The 19,115-nt window shown below is 54.7% G+C and carries 21 protein-coding genes; 11 read left to right on the top strand and 10 right to left on the bottom strand.

Annotated elements, in window-relative coordinates; translation table 11 throughout:
- Positions 1–87 precede the first annotated feature (87 nt).
- The 5 genes from ftsN (at position 88) to rraA (ending at position 4,629) form a co-directional block, all read left to right on the top strand.
- Positions 88–1,092, top strand: a complete 1,005-nt coding sequence (ftsN, locus tag BMF08_RS06140; protein ID WP_072571327.1) for a cell division protein FtsN — start codon at positions 88–90, stop codon at positions 1,090–1,092.
- Between the two features lie 90 nt (positions 1,093–1,182).
- Positions 1,183–1,713, top strand: coding sequence for an ATP-dependent protease subunit HslV (hslV, locus tag BMF08_RS06135; protein ID WP_072571328.1), 531 nt, complete (start codon positions 1,183–1,185; stop codon positions 1,711–1,713).
- Between the two features lie 9 nt (positions 1,714–1,722).
- Positions 1,723–3,054: an HslU--HslV peptidase ATPase subunit gene (hslU, locus tag BMF08_RS06130; RefSeq protein ID WP_072571329.1), complete on the top strand. Its 1,332-nt coding sequence runs from the start codon at positions 1,723–1,725 to the stop codon at positions 3,052–3,054.
- A gap of 67 nt (positions 3,055–3,121) precedes the next feature.
- Entirely contained in the window at positions 3,122–4,051 is a 930-nt protein-coding gene (menA, locus tag BMF08_RS06125) for a 1,4-dihydroxy-2-naphthoate polyprenyltransferase (RefSeq protein ID WP_072571330.1), read from the top strand.
- Between the two features lie 92 nt (positions 4,052–4,143).
- Positions 4,144–4,629, top strand: coding sequence for a ribonuclease E activity regulator RraA (gene rraA, locus BMF08_RS06120; RefSeq protein WP_072571331.1), 486 nt, complete (start codon positions 4,144–4,146; stop codon positions 4,627–4,629).
- A 38-nt stretch (positions 4,630–4,667) separates the two neighbouring features.
- Here rraA and BMF08_RS06115 read toward each other — a convergent pair whose 3' ends face one another.
- The 3 genes from BMF08_RS06115 to zapB form a co-directional block, all read right to left on the bottom strand.
- A complete protein-coding gene (locus BMF08_RS06115) occupies positions 4,668–5,063 on the bottom strand; it encodes a hypothetical protein (protein ID WP_072571332.1) in 396 nt (131 codons plus the stop codon).
- On the bottom strand, positions 5,063–5,728 hold the full coding sequence (locus BMF08_RS06110; RefSeq protein ID WP_072571333.1) for a hypothetical protein: 666 nt from the start codon (positions 5,726–5,728) through the stop codon (positions 5,063–5,065). The genes BMF08_RS06115 and BMF08_RS06110 overlap by 1 nt, the downstream gene beginning before the upstream one ends.
- 89 nt (positions 5,729–5,817) lie before the next feature.
- Complete coding sequence (zapB, locus tag BMF08_RS06105; protein ID WP_088222135.1) at positions 5,818–6,063, bottom strand: septal ring assembly protein ZapB; 246 nt, start codon at positions 6,061–6,063, stop codon at positions 5,818–5,820.
- Positions 6,064–6,455: 392 nt separating this feature from the next.
- On the opposite strand from zapB, the gene BMF08_RS06100 reads away from it, so the two are divergent.
- From BMF08_RS06100 to fpr, 4 genes are all read left to right on the top strand, one after another.
- A complete protein-coding gene (locus BMF08_RS06100) occupies positions 6,456–7,307 on the top strand; it encodes an MIP/aquaporin family protein (protein ID WP_072571335.1) in 852 nt (283 codons plus the stop codon).
- Between the two features lie 20 nt (positions 7,308–7,327).
- A complete protein-coding gene (gene glpK / locus BMF08_RS06095; protein ID WP_072571336.1) occupies positions 7,328–8,836 on the top strand; it encodes a glycerol kinase GlpK in 1,509 nt (502 codons plus the stop codon).
- Positions 8,837–8,994: 158 nt separating this feature from the next.
- A complete protein-coding gene (gene glpX / locus BMF08_RS06090; RefSeq protein WP_072571337.1) occupies positions 8,995–10,005 on the top strand; it encodes a class II fructose-bisphosphatase in 1,011 nt (336 codons plus the stop codon).
- Positions 10,006–10,101: 96 nt separating this feature from the next.
- Positions 10,102–10,848: a ferredoxin--NADP(+) reductase gene (gene fpr, locus BMF08_RS06085; protein WP_072571338.1), complete on the top strand. Its 747-nt coding sequence runs from the start codon at positions 10,102–10,104 to the stop codon at positions 10,846–10,848.
- Here fpr and BMF08_RS06080 read toward each other — a convergent pair whose 3' ends face one another.
- Positions 10,849–11,268, bottom strand: coding sequence for a DUF805 domain-containing protein (locus BMF08_RS06080; protein ID WP_072571339.1), 420 nt, complete (start codon positions 11,266–11,268; stop codon positions 10,849–10,851).
- A 113-nt stretch (positions 11,269–11,381) separates the two neighbouring features.
- Here BMF08_RS06080 and BMF08_RS06075 point away from each other — a divergent pair, with 113 nt between their 5' ends.
- Positions 11,382–11,981 carry a DUF1454 family protein gene (locus BMF08_RS06075; RefSeq protein ID WP_072571340.1) on the top strand — a complete coding sequence of 200 codons (600 nt, stop codon included), beginning with the start codon at positions 11,382–11,384 and terminating at the stop codon, positions 11,979–11,981.
- 106 nt (positions 11,982–12,087) lie between these two features.
- Complete coding sequence (gene tpiA / locus BMF08_RS06070; protein WP_072571341.1) at positions 12,088–12,855, top strand: triose-phosphate isomerase; 768 nt, start codon at positions 12,088–12,090, stop codon at positions 12,853–12,855.
- Between the two features lie 82 nt (positions 12,856–12,937).
- Here tpiA and BMF08_RS06065 read toward each other — a convergent pair whose 3' ends face one another.
- The 6 genes from BMF08_RS06065 to cpxP form a co-directional block, all read right to left on the bottom strand.
- Positions 12,938–14,242, bottom strand: a complete 1,305-nt coding sequence (locus BMF08_RS06065; protein ID WP_072571342.1) for an SLC13 family permease — start codon at positions 14,240–14,242, stop codon at positions 12,938–12,940.
- 73 nt (positions 14,243–14,315) lie between these two features.
- Complete coding sequence (locus tag BMF08_RS06060) at positions 14,316–15,053, bottom strand: CDP-diacylglycerol diphosphatase (protein WP_072571343.1); 738 nt, start codon at positions 15,051–15,053, stop codon at positions 14,316–14,318.
- Positions 15,054–15,154: 101 nt separating this feature from the next.
- A complete protein-coding gene (gene sbp / locus BMF08_RS06055) occupies positions 15,155–16,144 on the bottom strand; it encodes a sulfate/thiosulfate ABC transporter substrate-binding protein Sbp (protein ID WP_072571344.1) in 990 nt (329 codons plus the stop codon).
- 143 nt (positions 16,145–16,287) lie between these two features.
- Complete coding sequence (gene pfkA / locus BMF08_RS06050; RefSeq protein ID WP_072571345.1) at positions 16,288–17,250, bottom strand: 6-phosphofructokinase; 963 nt, start codon at positions 17,248–17,250, stop codon at positions 16,288–16,290.
- Between the two features lie 181 nt (positions 17,251–17,431).
- Positions 17,432–18,337 (bottom strand): CDF family cation-efflux transporter FieF, encoded by a 906-nt coding sequence (gene fieF, locus BMF08_RS06045; RefSeq protein WP_072571346.1) that lies wholly within the window; start codon positions 18,335–18,337, stop codon positions 17,432–17,434.
- A gap of 187 nt (positions 18,338–18,524) precedes the next feature.
- Positions 18,525–19,028 (bottom strand): cell-envelope stress modulator CpxP, encoded by a 504-nt coding sequence (gene cpxP / locus BMF08_RS06040; RefSeq protein WP_072571347.1) that lies wholly within the window; start codon positions 19,026–19,028, stop codon positions 18,525–18,527.
- Positions 19,029–19,115: the final 87 nt, after the last annotated feature.

Raw genomic sequence — 19,115 nt, 5'->3', positions numbered from 1 at the left:
AGGCTTTAAGACTCCCGCTTCTGGTCAAAGCCCCGTCGCTTAAGTAACATGACGGGCTGACAAACGAATAAATACAGCGAAACGATAGTGGCACAACGAGATTATGTACGCCGCAGCCAGTCGGCTCCTTCGCGGCGAAAAAAGAGCACGTCAAAGAAAAAACAACGTAGCCCGTCTGTTGTATCGCCCGCCATGGTTGCCATTGCGGCCGCTGTGCTGGTGGCGTTTATCGGTGGTCTGTACTTTATTACGCACCATAAAAAAGAAGATGCAGAGACGCTGCAAAATCAGAAGGTTGCAGGGAACGGACTGCCGCCAAAACCGGAAGAGCGCTGGCGCTATATCAAAGAGCTGGAAAGCCGTCAGCCTGGCGTACGCGCGCCGACAGAGCCGTCTGCCGGTGGCGAGGTGATGAACCCGAGCCAGCTGACGGACGAGCAGCGCCAGTTGCTGGAGCAGATGCAGGCGGATATGCGTCAGCAGCCGACTCAGCTTAATGAAGTGCCCTGGAACGAACAGACGGCGGAACAGCGTCAGCAAACCCTGCAACGCCAGCGTCAGGCGCAGCAGCAGGTTCAGCTACGCCAGCAGCAACAGCAACAGCAGACATACACGCAGCCGGTGCAGCAGCCGAGAACGCAGCCCCGGGTAACGGAACAGCCGTATCAGCAACCGCGCACGGTGCAAACCGCGCCCGCGCAGACTAAGCCGGTACAGCAGCAGCCGAAGCAGACCGCTTCCCAGCAGCCTTATCAGGATCTGCTGCAAACGCCTGCGCATACCGATGCCGCGCCGCCAAAACAGCAGGCCGCGCCGATCACGCGTGAGCCGGAAGCGCCGAAGAAAACGGCAGAGAAAAAAGATGAGCGTCGCTGGATGGTGCAGTGCGGTTCCTTTAAAGGCACAGAGCAGGCGGAAACCGTGCGCGCGCAGCTGGCGTTTGAAGGCTTCGACTCCCGCATCACCACCAATAACGGCTGGAATCGCGTGGTCATCGGGCCGATCAAAGGCAAAGATAATACCGACGGCACTCTTAACCGCCTGAAGATGGCGGGCCACTCAAACTGTATTCGTCTCGCCTCCGGGGGTTGAAACCCCCAAAATCCCCCCCATCTATAATTGCATTCAGCCCCGTACACTGTGCGGGGCTTCTAATCCGTTTATGCAACAAGGGGTCTGCTCGTGACAACAATCGTAAGTGTACGCCGTAACGGCCAGGTGGTAATTGCTGGCGACGGCCAGGCCACGCTGGGCAACACCGTAATGAAAGGCAACGTGAAAAAAGTGCGTCGTCTGTACAACGACAAAGTAATCGCCGGTTTTGCAGGCGGTACTGCCGATGCCTTCACGCTGTTTGAACTGTTTGAACGCAAGCTGGAAATGCACCAGGGTCATCTGGTGAAAGCCGCCGTTGAGCTGGCAAAAGACTGGCGCACCGACCGCATGCTGCGCAAGCTTGAGGCTTTGCTGGCCGTGGCGGATGAAAATGCGTCGCTGATCATCACCGGTAATGGCGATGTGGTGCAGCCGGAAAACGATCTGATCGCTATCGGATCCGGTGGGCCGTACGCCCAGGCCGCCGCCCGCGCACTGCTGGAAAATACCGACCTCAGCGCGCGCGACATTGCTGAGAAGGCGTTGGGCATTGCAGGCGATATCTGCATCTACACCAACCACTTCCATACCATCGAAGAATTGTCCTCTAAGGCGTAAGGATCTCTAATGTCTGAAATGACCCCACGCGAAATTGTCAGCGAACTGAATAAACACATCATTGGTCAGGATAACGCCAAGCGTTCCGTGGCCATTGCCCTGCGTAACCGCTGGCGTCGTATGCAGCTCGACGAAGAGCTGCGCCATGAAGTTACCCCGAAAAATATTCTGATGATTGGCCCGACCGGCGTCGGTAAAACCGAAATCGCCCGTCGTCTGGCGAAGCTGGCGAACGCGCCTTTCATCAAAGTGGAAGCGACCAAATTCACCGAAGTGGGCTATGTGGGTAAAGAAGTGGATTCTATCATCCGCGATCTGACCGATGCCGCTATCAAGATGGTGCGCAGCAACTCCATTGAAAAACACCGCTACCGCGCGGAAGAAATGGCGGAAGAGCGCATTCTGGACGTGCTGATCCCACCGGCGAAAAACAACTGGGGCCAGCCTGAACAGCAGCAGGAGCCGTCCGCCGCGCGCCAGTCCTTCCGCAAAAAGCTGCGTGAAGGCGAGCTGGACGACAAAGAGATCGAAATCAATCTCTCTGCCGCACCGATGGGCGTTGAAATCATGGCCCCTCCGGGCATGGAAGAGATGACTAGCCAGTTGCAGTCCATGTTCCAGAACCTGGGCGGGCAGAAGCAGAAACCGCGTAAGCTGAAAATCAAAGAAGCGATGAAGCTGCTGATTGAAGAAGAAGCGGCGAAGCTGGTGAACCCGGAAGAGCTGAAGCAGGACGCCATTGATGCTGTTGAGCAGCACGGCATCGTGTTTATCGATGAGATCGATAAAATCTGTAAGCGCGGCGAATCCAACGGCCCGGACGTTTCCCGCGAAGGCGTGCAGCGCGATCTGCTGCCGCTGGTGGAAGGCTGTACCGTCTCCACGAAACACGGCATGGTGAAGACTGACCACATTCTGTTTATCGCCTCTGGCGCGTTCCAGGTGGCGAAGCCGTCGGATCTGATCCCGGAACTGCAGGGTCGTCTGCCGATCCGCGTGGAACTCCAGGCGCTGACCACGGAAGATTTCGAACGTATCCTGACTGAGCCAAACGCGTCCGTTACCGTGCAGTACAAAGCGCTGATGGCCACCGAAGGCGTGAACATCGACTTCACCGAAGATGGTATCAAGCGCATCGCGCAGGCCGCCTGGCAGGTGAACGAAACCACGGAAAACATCGGTGCCCGCCGTCTGCATACTGTGCTGGAGCGTCTGATGGAAGATATCTCCTATGACGCCAGCGATCGCAATGGTGAATCCATCACTATTGATGCGGCTTATGTGAGCAAACACCTGGATGAGCTGGTTGCAGATGAAGATTTGAGCCGTTTTATCTTATAATCGCGCGCACTGCACTTTCATCACTGTTGATGGGGCTGAATAGCCCCATTTTTATTGGCTAAAAACTATGACTGACTCGCGCCCTTTAAGCCGCACCCAGGCCTGGCTGGAAAGCCTGCGTCCGAAAACTCTTCCTCTGGCCTTCGCCGCGATTGTGGTCGGCACAACGCTGGCCTGGTGGCAGGGGCATTTTGATCCCCTCGTCGCCGTGCTGGCGCTGATCACCGCCGGTCTGCTGCAAATCCTCTCCAATCTGGCGAACGATTACGGCGATGCGGTAAAAGGCAGCGATAAGCCCGACCGTATCGGGCCGCTGCGTGGTATGCAAAAGGGCGCGATCACCCAGGCGCAGATGAAGCGGGCGCTGATCGTAACAGTTATCCTGAGCGCGCTGTCCGGACTGGCGCTGGTCGCCGTGGCCTACCAGACGCTGGCGGATTTTGTCGGCTTCCTGGTGCTGGGCGGGCTGTCGATTATCGCCGCCATCACCTATACCGTCGGGCGTCGTCCCTATGGCTACATTGGGCTGGGCGATATTTCCGTGCTGCTGTTCTTTGGCTGGCTGAGCGTGATGGGAAGCTGGTATTTACAGGCGCACACGCTGATCCCGGCGCTGTTCCTGCCTGCCACGGCCTGCGGCCTGCTGTCCACCGCGGTGCTGAACATCAATAATCTGCGCGATATTAACAGCGATCGTACCAACGGTAAGGACACGCTGGTGGTGCGTCTGGGGCCGGTGAATGCCCGCCGTTATCACGCCTGCCTGCTGGCGGGCGCGTGGCTGTGCTTCGCCCTGTTCAACCTGATTTCACTGCAAAGTCTGTGGGGCTGGCTGTTCGTGCTCGCCACGCCCGTGCTGGTAAAACAGGCGCGCTATGTACTGCGTGAAACCGAAGCGAGCGCGATGCCGCCGATGCTTGAACGCACCGTAAAAGCCGCGCTTTTAACTAACCTGTTGTTTGTAGTCGGTATAGTGCTAAGTCAGCTGGCGGTTTAACTGACAAATATCAATTAACAATTGATGATTTTGCCAACAACGCGTTATGCACGATATACTGACAACTCTCGCGGCAACTGAACGTAAATCCTATGAAATATGATACTTCTGAGCTTTGTGACATCTACCAGGAAGATGTCAACGTCGTGGAACCGCTGTTCTCCAACTTTGGTGGACGGTCGTCTTTTGGCGGACAAATCATCACGGTCAAATGTTTCGAGGACAACGGGTTGCTCTATGATCTGCTCGAACAGAATGGTCGTGGACGCGTTTTGCTGATCGATGGCGGCGGTTCGGTACGTCGTGCATTAATTGATGCAGAACTGGGACGCCTGGCCCTGCAAAACGAATGGGAAGGCATTGTGGTCTATGGCGCAGTACGCCAGGTAGACGATCTCGAAGAGCTGGACATCGGCATTCAGGCCATTGCCGCTATTCCGGTAGGCGCAACCGCAGAAGGGATTGGCGAAAGCGACATCCGCGTTAATTTTGGCGGCGTGACTTTCTTCTCCGGCGACCATCTCTACGCCGATAACACCGGCATTATCCTTTCCGAAGATCCCCTGGATATCGAGTAAATAAAAAAGGCCATCGTTACGACCGATGGCCTTTAATTTCAGGTGTTATCATTCGTCTCATAGTAAACGATACGTAATTCATATTTCCCATCGGATGATGTAGTAAAGACACTCATGATGGCATTATCATCGTAATAATTATCTATAAAGTTCTCGAGTTGTTCTAACCTCACATCAATTTCAGGTTTTGGGATCTCTTTAAAAATAAGCTCGCTTTTTTGAAGACCATTTACTTCCTGTGCATGCACAATAAAGTACCATTTATCTGTTACGCGTGGTGCTTTCTTTAATGGTTCTGGCGTCAATAAGAGATAGCGAAAGTAATCCTGTTGTGTATATTCTTCATCTGAAAATACTCTTGTCATTGAATAGCAATAAAAAAGTGCAAGTGATACTATGAAAAAAACAGCTAATATCAACCTGAGTTTTTTCATCAGAAAATCTCTCTTATCCACTCTGGGTTTGCCACAGGCTTTATTGTATTCATAAATGCTGGTAAGTGTCCCGGATAAGGCTGATGCTTTACTTTCTTATCTATAGGATCCGGGAAAATGAGAGGAAGTACACTTTTGTTTTTAAATTCCCCCACGGGGCCATAGTAGTCCCAGATACGATAAGCTTTCTCTTTAGGGCAAATATCAAGCAATGGAGTGTAATCCGTACAATCTACAGCCTGATAGAAACCAAAAAGATTTGAGACCAGGTCCTCAGCGCTAAAACCGCTATCTGTTACCAGAACATAGGGCCAAAAATCTTGTAAGGTTTCAAATTGGCGGGAAGTACCCATGAATATCGATAGCGCCACTCCTTTCAAATCGCGATCATTCAATCCTCTGCGTACTAAAAATCGTCTATATATACCCGTGACAGCATTTATACCATAGATGCTTTTTTTCATATCCTGATAATAGTTGACTTCAAAGTATTGATTATTACCACCACGTGGCATTGCCATTTGATGCCAGAGTCTTTCTGCACCAGAGGGGTTTGCATGTCCTAAATCAATCCAACCTAAGTTTTCTGTATAGATTAACCCCGACCTAATTTCCCTCGTAATATATCGATCCATATTATCAATAATGTCAGCTCTCTTTGTCATTTCACATTCCTTGAGAAATTAAAGAGTTCATACTACTACTTTAGAAATAAAAAAAGCATCCAAAGGATGCTTTTTTTAGTGAAGATAAATCAGACTTCTTCCATGCGGCCTAATAAAGCCTGCAGACGATCCTGCCAGCCGGACTGCTGTTCTCTCAGTTCGTGGTTCTCACGCTCCAGCTGCTCGCGGGAGTGCTGTGCGGACTGCATTTCCTGTGACAGCGAGTTGTTCTTTTCTTTCAGCTCTTCGATTTCCATCTGCAGCAGGGTGATGGTATCAATCGCCTGCTGTACTTTCGCTTCCAGCTTCTCAAACACTTCTAATGACATAGTCATACCTCTCCTGAATTCCGATTTGCAAGGCGACGCCCGTTTCAACGCGCACTCTATCCCCCCGATTGTATGGAGCGACCACGCGCCTGTCCAGCGACAACCCTTGTAGATCGCGCTTTGCAACACTTTTAAGCATATACCTGGTGCGTTTGGCGAAACTACCCCTAAATTGTTAACGCATTCGTTAATGAAATGATTCAGCTCACTTTTCGAGCTGCTGTTAAAACGCGCTTTATAGCGCGAAAACGCTCATTTTATTGACGGAGTACACACATTTTGATTTCGATATTTCTCGTTTTTGCTCGTTAACGATAAATTAACACCGTGTCTACAGGGCATCGTGACTGTCATTGAGTCGCGCTAACAATAACCATTACACTCTTCAGGATCCGATTATGAGTCAAACATCAACCTTGAAAGGCCAGTGCATCGCCGAATTTCTCGGAACCGGGTTGTTGATTTTCTTCGGTGTCGGATGTGTCGCAGCGCTGAAAGTGGCAGGCGCCACTTTTGGACAGTGGGAAATCAGTATTATCTGGGGTCTGGGCGTGGCGATGGCCATCTACCTGACCGCAGGGGTTTCCGGGGCACATCTTAATCCGGCGGTAACCATTGCGTTATGGCGATTTGCCTGTTTCGACGGGCGTAAAGTTGTACCATTTATCGTTTCTCAATTTGCCGGCGCGTTTTGCGCAGCGGCGATCGTTTACGGGCTTTATTACAATCTTTTCATCGACTTTGAGCAATCGCATCAGATGGTGCGCGGTAGCGTCGAAAGTCTGGATCTGGCAGGTATCTTCTCAACTTATCCGAATCCGCATATCAATTTTGTGCAGGCCTTCGCGGTTGAAATGGTGATTACCGCTATTCTGATGGGCGTGATCATGGCGCTGGGCGACGATGGCAACGGCATTCCGCGCGGCCCGCTGGCTCCGCTGTTAATCGGCCTGCTCATCGCGGTGATTGGGGCATCCATGGGGCCGCTGACCGGCTTTGCGATGAACCCGGCGCGTGATCTTGGTCCTAAAACCTTCGCCTGGCTTGCCGGCTGGGGTGACGTTGCCTTCACCGGCGGCAAAGATATTCCTTACTTCCTGGTGCCGCTGTTTGGGCCGATCGTGGGCGCGTCTCTGGGTGCGTTTGGCTATCGTAAGCTGATTGGCCGCCACCTGCCCTGCGATACCTGCGTAGTGGAAGATGAGAAGGCTCCGGCCAGCGCCACTGCACAACAAAAAGCTTCGCTGTAATGTGACTACGGGACAAAATTATGACTGACAAAAAATATATCGTTGCGGTTGACCAGGGAACCACCAGCTCCCGTGCCGTTGTAATGGATCACGACGCCAATATCATCAGTGTCGCGCAGCGCGAATTCGAACAAATTTATCCAAAGCCAGGCTGGGTTGAACATGACCCGATGGAAATCTGGGCGAGCCAGAGTTCAACGCTGGTGGAAGTGCTGGCGAAAGCTGACATCAACGCCGATCAGGTGGCCGCCATTGGTATCACCAACCAGCGCGAAACCGCTATCGTATGGGATAAAGAGACCGGCAAGCCGATTTACAACGCCATCGTCTGGCAGTGCCGTCGTACTTCCGACATCTGTGAGCATTTAAAACGTGATGGCCTGGAAGATTACGTGCGTAAAACCACCGGTCTGGTGATCGACCCGTACTTCTCCGGGACCAAAGTGAAGTGGATCCTTGACCACGTGGAAGGCTCCCGCGAGCGTGCTAAGCGCGGCGAACTGCTGTTCGGCACCGTCGATACCTGGCTTATCTGGAAAATGACCCAGGGGCGCGTGCACGTTACGGATTACACCAACGCCTCCCGTACCATGCTGTTCAACATCCACACGCTGGAATGGGACGCCAAAATGCTGGAAGTGCTGGATATTCCGCGGGAAATGCTGCCGGAAGTCCGCAAATCTTCAGAAGTGTACGGCCAGACCAACGTCGGCGGTAAAGGCGGCACCCGTATTCCTATCGCCGGTATCGCCGGTGACCAGCAGGCGGCGCTGTTCGGCCAGTTGTGCGTTAAAGAAGGGATGGCGAAAAACACCTACGGCACCGGCTGCTTTATGCTGATGAACACAGGCGAAAAAGCGGTGGCGTCCGAGCACGGTCTACTGACCACCATCGCCTGCGGTCCGCACGGCGAAGTGAACTATGCGCTGGAAGGCGCAGTGTTTATGGCAGGTGCATCCATCCAGTGGCTGCGTGATGAAGTGAAGCTGATCAGCGATGCTTTCGATTCCGAATACTTCGCCACCAAAGTGAAGGATACCAACGGCGTGTACGTCGTGCCGGCCTTTACCGGTCTGGGCGCGCCTTACTGGGACCCTTATGCCCGCGGCGCGATCTTCGGCCTGACCCGTGGCGTGAACTCTAACCACATCATCCGTGCGACGCTGGAATCCATCGCCTATCAGACCCGTGATGTGCTGGAAGCGATGCAGGCCGACTCCGGTATTCGTCTGCACGCCCTGCGCGTGGACGGCGGCGCGGTGGCTAACAACTTCCTGATGCAGTTCCAGTCCGATATTCTCGGCACCCGCGTGGAACGTCCTGAAGTGCGTGAAGTGACGGCGCTGGGCGCAGCTTATCTGGCGGGCCTGGCAGTGGGCTTCTGGCAGAATCTGGATGAGCTACAGGAAAAAGCGGTCATTGAGCGTGAATTCCGTCCGGGCATCGAAACCACTGAACGTAACTATCGCTACAGCGGCTGGAAGAAAGCGGTGAAACGCGCCATGGCGTGGGAAGAGCGCGACGAGTAATTTTCCCCTCACCCTAACCCTCTCCCCATGGGAGAGGGGATTATTCGGTGCCCCGTTCCTGCCCTTCCCCTCTCCCTCAGGGAGAGGGCCGGGGTGAGGGTGGTATCTCCTCTCTCTGTGTTAAACTTCAGGCAATTTCTTTCTTAAACGAGTCTGTAATGAAACGAGAACTTGCCATCGAATTTTCCCGCGTAACGGAAGCTGCCGCGCTGGCGGGCTATAAGTGGCTGGGCCGCGGCGACAAAAACGTTGCCGATGGCGCAGCGGTACACGCCATGCGCATCATGCTTAATCAGGTCAATATCGACGGCACCATCGTGATTGGCGAAGGTGAAATCGACGAAGCGCCGATGCTCTACATCGGTGAAAAAGTCGGTACCGGCAACGGCGATGCGGTGGATATCGCCGTGGATCCTATCGAAGGTACCCGCATGACGGCGATGGGCCAGGCCAATGCGCTGGCGGTGCTGGCAGTGGGCGATAAAGGCACCTTCCTGAACGCGCCTGACATGTATATGGAAAAACTCATTGTCGGGCCCGGCGCGAAAGGCGCCATCGATCTCAACCTGCCGCTGGAACAAAACCTGCGTAACGTCGCTGCTGCGCTGCAAAAACCGCTTTCTGAACTGACGGTCACCATTCTGGCGAAACCGCGCCACGACGGCGTGATCGCGGAAATGCAAAAGCTCGGCGTGCGCGTGTTCGCCATTCCGGATGGCGATGTCGCCGCATCCATTCTCACCTGTATGCCTGACAGCGAAGTGGACGTGCTGTACGGCATCGGCGGTGCGCCGGAGGGCGTGGTGTCAGCCGCGGTGATCCGCGCGCTGGACGGCGACATGCAGGGCCGTCTGCTGGCACGTCACACCGTCAAAGGCGACAGCGAGGAAAATCGTCGCATCGGCGAGCAGGAGCTGGCGCGCTGCAAAGCGATGGGCATTGAGGCAGGCACCGTGCTTCAGCTGGATGATATGGCGCGTAACGACAACGTGATTTTCTCGGCCACCGGCATCACCAAAGGCGATCTGCTGGACGGCATCACCCGTAAAGGCAATATGGCGACCACCGAAACGCTGCTGATCCGTGGCAAATCGCGCACCATTCGCCGCATTAAATCCATTCATTATCTGGATCGTAAAGACGTGGACGTACAGCGACATATTCTCTGAAATCATTTGATCAAATGAGCTTTCCGGCCCCTGCGGGCTGGAAATGTCAGGGTTGAGAAACGAAGATAAGGCATCGCATCAGAACAGGAGATAATCATGGCGGATTGGGTAACAGGAAAAGTCGTAAAGGTTGAATTCTGGACCGATGCGCTCTTTAGTCTCACCGTTCATGCCCCCGTTAATCCCTTCACTGCCGGTCAGTTTGCCAAGCTGGGACTGGAGATTGACGGCGAGCGCGTACAGCGCGCCTACTCTTATGTCAATGCCCCTTCCGATCCCGATCTGGAATTCTATCTGGTCACGGTGCCGGACGGTAAGCTCAGCCCACGGCTGGCGGCGCTGAAACCCGGTGATGAAGTGCTCATCGTGGCCGAAGCCGCCGGTTTCTTTGTGCTTGATGAAGTGCCGGACTGCGACACTCTGTGGATGCTGGCGACGGGTACGGCGATTGGGCCTTATCTGTCGATGTTGCAGGAAGGCAAAGGGCTGGAGCGCTTTAAAAACCTGGTGCTGGTGCACGCTGCGCGTTACGCCGCGGATCTCAGCTATCTGCCGCTAATGCTGGAGCTGCAAAAGCGCTACGAAGGAAAACTGCATATACAGACGGTAGTCAGCCGTGAAACGGTTTCCGGCTCGCTGCACGGGCGCGTACCGGCGCTGATTGAAAGCGGAGAACTGGAAAAAGCCGTGGGACTGCCGATGGATACCGCGACCAGCCACGTGATGCTGTGCGGTAATCCGCAGATGGTGCGTGATACCCAGCAGTTACTGAAAGATACCCGGCAGATGACCAAACATTTGCGTCGCCGTCCGGGTCATATGACCGCTGAGCATTACTGGTAATTAACGGAACTTCACGTCCAGCGTGTCTTTGCCGAACTTATTTTCGCCCTGGGTGCCCACAAACGCGCCCAGGTCGATCAAGAGCATTACCATGATCAGCGTCGGAATGAAGCGTCCGACCGCCCAGACCCAGACGCCGCCCAGCACCGCCCAGTTCCCGGCCAGTAAGATCCACGCTACCACCATCAGTAACGCCCACAGGCCGGATTTATTGCGATCGTGCAGCCGCTTGACGGTTACGCATGCCGTCGGCCATATCAGGCACACCAGCGCAAAAGCGGCCATTTGCAGATCCATCAGTCCTTTACCGGCGAGCGTAAACAGCAACACCATGGCCAGCGCCCAGAGCGCGATCCAGATCCAGAAGTCACGACGCCCAATACGTCCTTTAAATGAGAATAACCACTGCTGTATGGTCATGTAAGGTTCCTTATAATCGTAATGCCGCGTAGTTTACCCTGATCAGCGCCGTTTTTGACAAGCGGGACGGTTATCGTTTTAATCGGCAACACATTGCACAGAGGACGATGTTGATGAAGATACGGGATTTACGGGTTTGCCTGTTGCTTTCCCTGCTGCTGACCAGCCTGGCAGGCCGCGCCGTGGACGCGCCGCTGGCGGCAACGGCCCCTTACCTGGTGACGGGCGCGCCCACCTTTGATCTCTCTATCAGCGCGTTCCGGGAAAAATTTAATACCGCCAACCCAGGGCTTACGCTGAACGAGTTTCGCGCTATAGATTCGCGTACCGATCGCGCCAGCCTGACGCGGGCCGCCAGCAAGATTAACGATAATCTCTATGCCTCAACCGCGCTGGAGCGCGGCACGCTGAAGATCAAATCGATGCAGATCACCTGGCTGCCGATCCGCGGGCCGGATCAGAAAGCCTCGAAGGCGAAAGCGCAGGAATATATGGCCGCCGTCCTGCGCGTTTTCACTCCCACGTTGACCAGCGCGCAAAGTCTGCAAAAGCTGCAAAAAATTCTCGCTGGCGGTAAAGGCAAAGTTTATTTCGCCGAAACCGAGGGCGCATTGCGTTATGTAGTGGCAGATAACGGCGAAAAGGGGCTGACCTTCGCTGTTGAACCGATTAAGCTGACGCTATCTGAGACACCTGAAGGCAACAATAAATGACAAAAAGCAAAGCCTTTGAGGGGATGAATCTCTATACTGTTCACAGACCATGCTGTCCTGAACGGCAGCCATATTCCTTGATTCGCTTAACGCGTGGAGAATGAAAATGCGACATCCTTTAGTGATGGGTAACTGGAAACTGAACGGCAACCGCCACATGGTAAATGAGCTGATTGCTAACCTGCGTACCGAACTGGCTGGCGTATCTGGCTGTGGCGTTGCTATCGCGCCGCCGGACCTGTACCTGGATCTGGCGAAACGTGCCGCAGACGGTAGCCACATCATCCTCGGCGCGCAGAACGTCGACGTTAACCTGTCTGGCGCATTCACCGGTGAAACCTCCGCAGAAATGCTGAAAGACATCGGCGCAAAATACATCATCATCGGTCACTCTGAGCGTCGTACTTACCACGCGGAATCCGATGAGTTCATCGCTAAAAAATTCGCTGTGCTGAAAGAACAGGGTCTGATCCCGGTGCTGTGCATCGGTGAAACCGAAGCGGAAAACGAAGCGGGTAAAACCGAAGAAGTGTGCGCACGTCAGATCGACGCGGTGCTGAAAACTCAGGGCGCGGCCGCCTTTGAAGGCGCAGTGATTGCCTACGAACCGGTCTGGGCTATCGGTACCGGCAAATCCGCTACCCCTGCGCAGGCGCAGGCAGTACACAAATTCATCCGCGACCACATCGCGAAAGTGGATGCGAACGTGGCTGAGCAGGTCATCATCCAGTACGGCGGTTCTGTAAACGCCGGTAACGCAGCTGAACTGTTCGCCCAGCCGGACATCGACGGCGCGCTGGTTGGCGGTGCTTCCCTGAAAGCTGACGCCTTCGCGGTGATCGTGAAAGCGGCAGAAGCGGCTAAACAAGCGTAAAAAACCTTTGCGGCGGGTGGCGCTTCGCTAACCCGCCCTGCGGTTCTCCAGGCCCGGTAAGCGCCAGCGCCACCGGGCTTTTTTACAGCCGTCCCAGAATACTGAACCACAGATAATCCAGCGGCAGCAGCACCAGATAGGTTGCCACCGCCAGCGCCAGACAGAGCAGCATTCCCGCCCGCGCCGGCACTTTGCCCAGCGCCATCGCCACCACGATAGGCGATGCCTGATACGGCAGCAGCGGCGTCGAATACCCCAGCACCTGAATCATGATCACCGACAGCAGCGGAAAGCCCGTCGCATCGGCGAAACTCTGCGCCAGCGTGGTGTACAACGCCGGTACGCCGTTGGCGGTCATAATAAAGTTTAACGCCGTGGTGATGCCGGTCAGGGCAAGAAAACTGGTGAAGGGATTATCGGGATCGAGCGGCATCACGTGCAGCAGCGCGCCGCCTACGGCGCTGCCAATGCCGGTCTGAGTCACGGTGATCGCAAGCCCTAAAATGCCCGCCACATAAATACAGGTGCGCATATTCACGCCGCTGGCAAACTCGTCGCCGGTGATGAAACCCACGCGCGGCAACAGGGTGACGCATGCCGCCGCCAGCCCGGTCCACGCCGGACCGATACCGTGCCAGCTCTCGCTCACCCACATGATCAGCACCACCGCCAGCAGCCAGGCGAGTCGTTTTTCCTCCCGGCTCATCGGCCCGGCGGGAGCCAGCTCGCGCGGCGCATGTGGTTTACCGGGAAACAGCCAGCATATCAGCCCGATCAGCACCAGGCCTTTCAGAATGCCGAGCACCGGCGTATGCAGCAGCAGGTAGGGCAGATAGTTAAGATGAATGCCGTAAGAGCCTTCCGCCGCCCCGCTCATCACCAGATTCGGCACGTTAGCAGGCAGAATGGTCGCCGACAGCTGAAAAGTGCCGAAGCCCACCGCCAGCGCCAGCCCGTACCAGGCGCGCGTGCCGTCGTTGATCCCGGCCCGCGCCGCCATTGCCGCGACAATCGGCATCAATAGCGCTATACGCCCCATGTTCGACGGCATGACAAATGCCAGCGCATAGCTCAGCAGTACCACGCTGCCGACCATCAACGGCCAGGAGTCGGTGAGCCTCGCCGACAGCGCCCTCGCCGCCCGGTCTGCCAGCCCGGTTTTGCGGATCGCCACGCCGAGCACAAATCCGCTGAATACCAGCCAGAAGGCTGAAGAAGCGAAGCCGCCGAAAATGACGTCCGGCGGGGCGATTTTTGCCACCATCGCCGCCGCAAAAAACAACAGCGCGGTAATAAACTCCGGCAGCAGTGACGTTGCCCAGAGCACGATGGTGACGCCAACAATCAGCGACGGAAGGAACAGCGGATGTGAAAACCAGAGCGACATACCTGTCTCCTGACGATATTTTCAGCAAGTCTACGGCGACAACTCCGCCCCGTAAACGCTAATTATTCGCAGGTTATTTGAGGATCGCACACTCATGATCCTGGATTTCCTCGGCGGAGGCGCGGTTAAGCAGCAGCAGATTGCGGCTGGTCGCCAGCAGAACAAAGGCACCATCCGCCTGTTTTACCATTGCCAGCGCATAGCGGCCCATATGCTCGCGCGCGTCCGGCACTTCTTCGGCCAGCATTAAAAACGGGCTGCGCTTCACCAGTTCGTTTTCAGTGACGCGACGGGCCAGATAGTCATGCCCGCGCAGCCCGCCGGGGAACGGCAGCCAGCGGCTGCTGATCGCGGCGCTGTGTTCATCAAGCGCGGCGCGGACATCGGGCCGCAGGCAGGAGATATGAATATGGAAATGATTTTGCGTGCGTCCGCTGCGGGAATTAATGGTCAGCGATACCGCCTCATCAGGCACAGGCGCGCCCCGGCGTTCGCTCATAAAACGTCGCGCGCTCCACGCCTGCCAGAAAAAGTTCGGCGTTTGCGGCTCCAGCAGCAGCGGGCTTTCCGTGCCGTTGATTTTATAGGTTGGCATCAACAGGTACTGCAACGGGCCATTACGATCTTTGAACACCACGTACCCACTTTTGGGGTTAACCTCGGCGCAGGGTTGCTGATGGGGAAGACACTGTTCGAAAACAATCTGCCGCAGCGCATTCGGATTACCGGACTGAAGCCACAGCCAGACGCCCGCAACGGCGGCGAGGAGAAGAATAATCAGCAGGATGAAGATAGAGAGAAGTCGTTTCATTTTACGTTCCGGAAAAAACTTTTACCGGAAGGGTAACGCAAAATAATGACCAAATAAAAACGCTGCCCGACTCACTCGTGTCGCCGGGCAGCAGAGGATAATTAACGCTTACTGATCTGGTCGAAAGTACCGCCGTTAGAGAAGTGCTCTTTCTGGGCTTTCGTCCAGCCGCCGAACTCTTCATCAATGGTGAACAGTTTCAGTTTCGGGAAGGCGCCTTCGTATTTTTTCGCCACTTCCGCGTTACGCGGGCGGTAGAAGTTTTTCGCCGCGATCTCCTGACCTTCCGGTGAGTAGAGATACTTCAGATAGGCTTCGGCCACGGTTTTGGTGTCTTTCTTCTCGACCACTTTGTCGACCACGGAAACGGTCGGCTCGGCCAGAATGGATTCGCTCGGCGTGACGATCTCAAACTTGTCTTTGCCCAGTTCGTTGGTCGCCAGCAGCGCTTCGTTTTCCCAGGCAATCAGCACATCGCCAATACCGCGTTCCACGAAGGTATTGGTCGCGCCGCGTGCGCCGGAATCCAGCACTTCAACGTTTTTAAACAGCGACTTCACGAAGTCCTGCGCTTTAGCCTGATCGTTGTTGTTGTGATGCAGGGCGTAGCCCCAGGCCGCCAGATAGTTCCAGCGTGCGCCGCCGGAGCTTTTCGGGTTCGGCGTGATCACAGAGACGCCCGGTTTGATCAGATCATTCCAGTCGTGGATTTGTTTCGGGTTGCCTTTACGCACCAGGAAGACGATGGTGGAGGTGTACGGCGCGGAGTTATCCGGCAGGCGTTTGATCCAGTTTTTGTCGATACGGCCACGTTCGGCAATCGCATCCACGTCATAGGCCAGCGCCAGCGTCACCACATCGGCCTCAATGCCGTTGATAACTGAGGTTGCCTGTTTGCCCGAGCCGCCGTGCGACTGGCGGATCACGACGTTATCGCCGGTTTCCTGTTTCCAGTGAGCACTGAACGCTTTGTTGTACTGATCGTACAACTCACGCGTTGGATCGTAAGACACGTTTAATAACTGAATATCCTTCGCCAGAACACTGCCGGATGCCAGCAGTAAAGTTAATCCCACGCCCCATTTGTTCATTGCTCACTCTCATATGCTGTTGTGTTGTGATGAAAGCAGCGTGCCAGAAAGCGAACCAATGATTAAAGAATAAAAAAAGATTGGCTATAACAGTGAGGAATAAGAAAAGCATCCCCCTCCGGGCGGAGAGGGATGAGAAGGCATTAATAGAGTTTTTTGGCACAGTCCAGCCAGTCGCCTTTGAACGGACGCTTCATGTTCTCGATAGCGTCGATGATGTCGTGGTGCACCATTTTTTCGTTCTGAATACCGACGCAACGACCACCGTGGCCCTGCAGCAGCAATTCAATGGCGTAAGCGCCCATGCGGGAAGCGAGAATACGGTCGTAAGGCACCGGCGAACCGCCACGCTGGATGTGGCCCAGTACGGTGGCGCGGGTTTCACGCTGCGTTTCTTCTTCGATGTATTTCGCCAGCTCGTCGATGTCGCAGATGTGCTCGGTGATGGCAACGATGGCGTGTTTTTTACCTTTCGCGATACCGGCTTTGATCTCGTTAACCAGATCTTCGCGGCTGAACTCCACTTCCGGCAGTACGATAAACTCACAACCGCCCGCGATAGCCGCAGCCAGCGTCAGGTCGCCGCAGTAACGGCCCATCACTTCAACAATGGAGATACGCTGGTGAGAGGAAGAGGTGTCGCGCAGACGGTCAATGGCTTCAACAACCGTGTGCAGCGCGGTGAAGTAACCGATGGTGTAGTCAGTACCCGCCACGTCGTTATCGATGGTGCCTGGCAGACCGATGCACGGGAAGCCCATTTCAGTCAGACGCTTCGCACCCATGTATGAGCCGTCGCCGCCGATGACCACCAGCGCGTCGATACCGCGTTTTTTCATGTTTTCGATAGCCACAGCGCGGATATGCTCTTCGCGGAATTCCGGGAAGCGTGCGGAGCCAAGGAAAGTACCGCCACGGTTGATCATGTCGGACACGCTGTAACGGTCGAGCTGCACCATACGATCTTCGTAAAGACCTAAGTAACCGTCATAAATACCACAAACTTCCAGGCCTTCCGTTAATGCCGCGCGAACCACGCCGCGAATTGCAGCGTTCATGCCCGGCGCATCACCGCCACTTGTCAACACACCGATTTTCTTAATCATGACTACCTCTGAACTTTGGAATGCAAAATGAATTCTGTTGCCCGAAGCGACTCCCCCGAAGGAGTGAACAACGATGTTGCGAATAGTATATCAATATCTCTGTGCTGAATTGATTCAGGTCAGGCGAAATGGCGCTAATTTCTGTACAAAAAAGTGGCCTGACTCACTCTTTTACAACCGATCACAAAGCATTGATTGACGTACCCTTTTCCTGAGGTACTACCGAACAAGGATCCTGATGGATGATGACATCCGACCCCGGAAAGCGTTGCAGGATCGCCTGCTCAACCTGTTCAGCCACCAGATGCGCCTGAACAAGGGGAAGATTGTCATCCATTTCCAAATGAATCTGTATAAAGCGGGTCGGCCCTGACTGCCGCGTGCGAAGGTCGTGCGCGCCGCTGACTCCAGGCCAGCGAGTGACGATTTCGAATATTTCCTGACGTTCGATGTCAGGTAACGCGCGATCCAATAATGACTGAACCGCCTCATAACCCATACGTAGCGCGCTGTACAATATATAAACACCAATACCTAATGCAAATAACGCATCGGCACGGTGCCAGCCATACCAGGACAGGCCAAGGGCGATGAGAATCGCGCCATTCATCATAACATCAGACTGATAATGAAGCATATCCGCCCTTACCGCCTGGCTTTGGGTTTTTCTTACTACCCAGCGCTGGAAGGTTACAAGGATGACTGTGCTTATCAGGGCAATCACAGTGACAACCACCCCGATCCCCGGCGCATTGAGCGGTTCCGGGCGCGCCAGATGTTGTATCCCGGTCAAAAACAGGAACAGCGCCGAGCCGGAAATAAACATACTTTGCGCCAGCGCCGCCAGCGATTCCGCCTTGCCGTGACCAAATGTGTGTTCGTCATCCGCAGGCTGTAAAGAGTAACGCACCACCAGCAGGTTGGTGAGCGAGGCGGCAATATCCACCAGAGAATCCACCAGCGCCGCCAGAATGCTGACCGACCCGGTGTACCACCATGCGACGATTTTGATCAGCAGTAACGCGCTTGCGAGGATCGTCGCCGCAATCGCCGCCCGGCTGACCAGCCGTCCATAAGATTGATTCATAGAGACTCCTGCCAGAACACAGGAACCAGTATAACGGATGAAAAAAGCCTCATTGTGATGAAAAGGCACATCGAAGGGTGTGAAATTGCAGATTTAAAGGATCCCGGTGGCAAATTGCGGGCAAAAAAAACCCCCACATCATGTGGGGGAAGACAGGGATGGTGTCTATGGCAAGGAAAACAGGGTGTTACTGGTTACTACCGGTACTGCTGCTACTCGATAACTTCAACGATGAACTTTGCTGCATTTGCGCGACGTCGCGCAGTTGTTTCATTCGCTGATCGTGTTTCTTATGTAAAACCGCTTGCTGCTCCGGCGTTAGCAGGTGGTACATCTGGTTGCGAACCCTGGCCATTTCGACCTGGCGAACAACCTGTTCTTGTGCCATTTTTTCTGCCTGAGCGCGCACAGCGCTTTCATCAAATTTTTGTGCGGTGACAAGGTTGTGCATTGTCTCCACGTCGCTCACGTTGACAGGGGGTTGGTCGTGCCGTGCCCGCTGCATGAGATCGCGTAACTGCTGTCGCTGATGTTCGGTTAAACTAATACCGTCAAACATGTGGCTCTGGCTGCTACGCTGAGTAAGTCCATCTGCTGGATGCCAGTTATCGCCTGTTACGTCTCCAGTTGCCTGGCTGACTGCACTGAATGCCAGGCTTGAGGCCATGACGGCAGCGGTAACATTGCGCATCACTTACTCCCAAAATCTTTTGTTTCGCGATTCAACGAGAGCCAGTGTACGGTTCAGGCTGAAAACTAGCGTCAGGGGGTGTAAAAC

Source organism: Enterobacter sp. SA187, assembly GCF_001888805.2.
Taxonomy (GTDB): domain Bacteria; phylum Pseudomonadota; class Gammaproteobacteria; order Enterobacterales; family Enterobacteriaceae; genus Enterobacter_D.
The sequence above is the reverse complement of the archived record's forward strand: the minus strand, read 5'-3'. Positions and strand labels throughout refer to the sequence as shown.

Coding starts and splice junctions, on each gene's coding strand:
- hslU (WP_072571329.1), top strand. CDS start 1,723: ATGTCTGAAATGACCCCACGCGAAATTGTCAGCGAACTGAATAAACAC.
- menA (WP_072571330.1), top strand. CDS start 3,122: ATGACTGACTCGCGCCCTTTAAGCCGCACCCAGGCCTGGCTGGAAAGC.
- rraA (WP_072571331.1), top strand. CDS start 4,144: ATGAAATATGATACTTCTGAGCTTTGTGACATCTACCAGGAAGATGTC.
- BMF08_RS06115 (WP_072571332.1), bottom strand. CDS start 5,063: ATGAAAAAACTCAGGTTGATATTAGCTGTTTTTTTCATAGTATCACTT.
- BMF08_RS06110 (WP_072571333.1), bottom strand. CDS start 5,728: ATGACAAAGAGAGCTGACATTATTGATAATATGGATCGATATATTACG.
- zapB (WP_088222135.1), bottom strand. CDS start 6,063: ATGACTATGTCATTAGAAGTGTTTGAGAAGCTGGAAGCGAAAGTACAG.
- BMF08_RS06100 (WP_072571335.1), top strand. CDS start 6,456: ATGAGTCAAACATCAACCTTGAAAGGCCAGTGCATCGCCGAATTTCTC.
- glpK (WP_072571336.1), top strand. CDS start 7,328: ATGACTGACAAAAAATATATCGTTGCGGTTGACCAGGGAACCACCAGC.
- glpX (WP_072571337.1), top strand. CDS start 8,995: ATGAAACGAGAACTTGCCATCGAATTTTCCCGCGTAACGGAAGCTGCC.
- fpr (WP_072571338.1), top strand. CDS start 10,102: ATGGCGGATTGGGTAACAGGAAAAGTCGTAAAGGTTGAATTCTGGACC.
- BMF08_RS06080 (WP_072571339.1), bottom strand. CDS start 11,268: ATGACCATACAGCAGTGGTTATTCTCATTTAAAGGACGTATTGGGCGT.
- BMF08_RS06075 (WP_072571340.1), top strand. CDS start 11,382: ATGAAGATACGGGATTTACGGGTTTGCCTGTTGCTTTCCCTGCTGCTG.
- tpiA (WP_072571341.1), top strand. CDS start 12,088: ATGCGACATCCTTTAGTGATGGGTAACTGGAAACTGAACGGCAACCGC.
- BMF08_RS06065 (WP_072571342.1), bottom strand. CDS start 14,242: ATGTCGCTCTGGTTTTCACATCCGCTGTTCCTTCCGTCGCTGATTGTT.
- BMF08_RS06060 (WP_072571343.1), bottom strand. CDS start 15,053: ATGAAACGACTTCTCTCTATCTTCATCCTGCTGATTATTCTTCTCCTC.
- sbp (WP_072571344.1), bottom strand. CDS start 16,144: ATGAACAAATGGGGCGTGGGATTAACTTTACTGCTGGCATCCGGCAGT.
- pfkA (WP_072571345.1), bottom strand. CDS start 17,250: ATGATTAAGAAAATCGGTGTGTTGACAAGTGGCGGTGATGCGCCGGGC.
- fieF (WP_072571346.1), bottom strand. CDS start 18,337: ATGAATCAATCTTATGGACGGCTGGTCAGCCGGGCGGCGATTGCGGCG.
- cpxP (WP_072571347.1), bottom strand. CDS start 19,028: ATGCGCAATGTTACCGCTGCCGTCATGGCCTCAAGCCTGGCATTCAGT.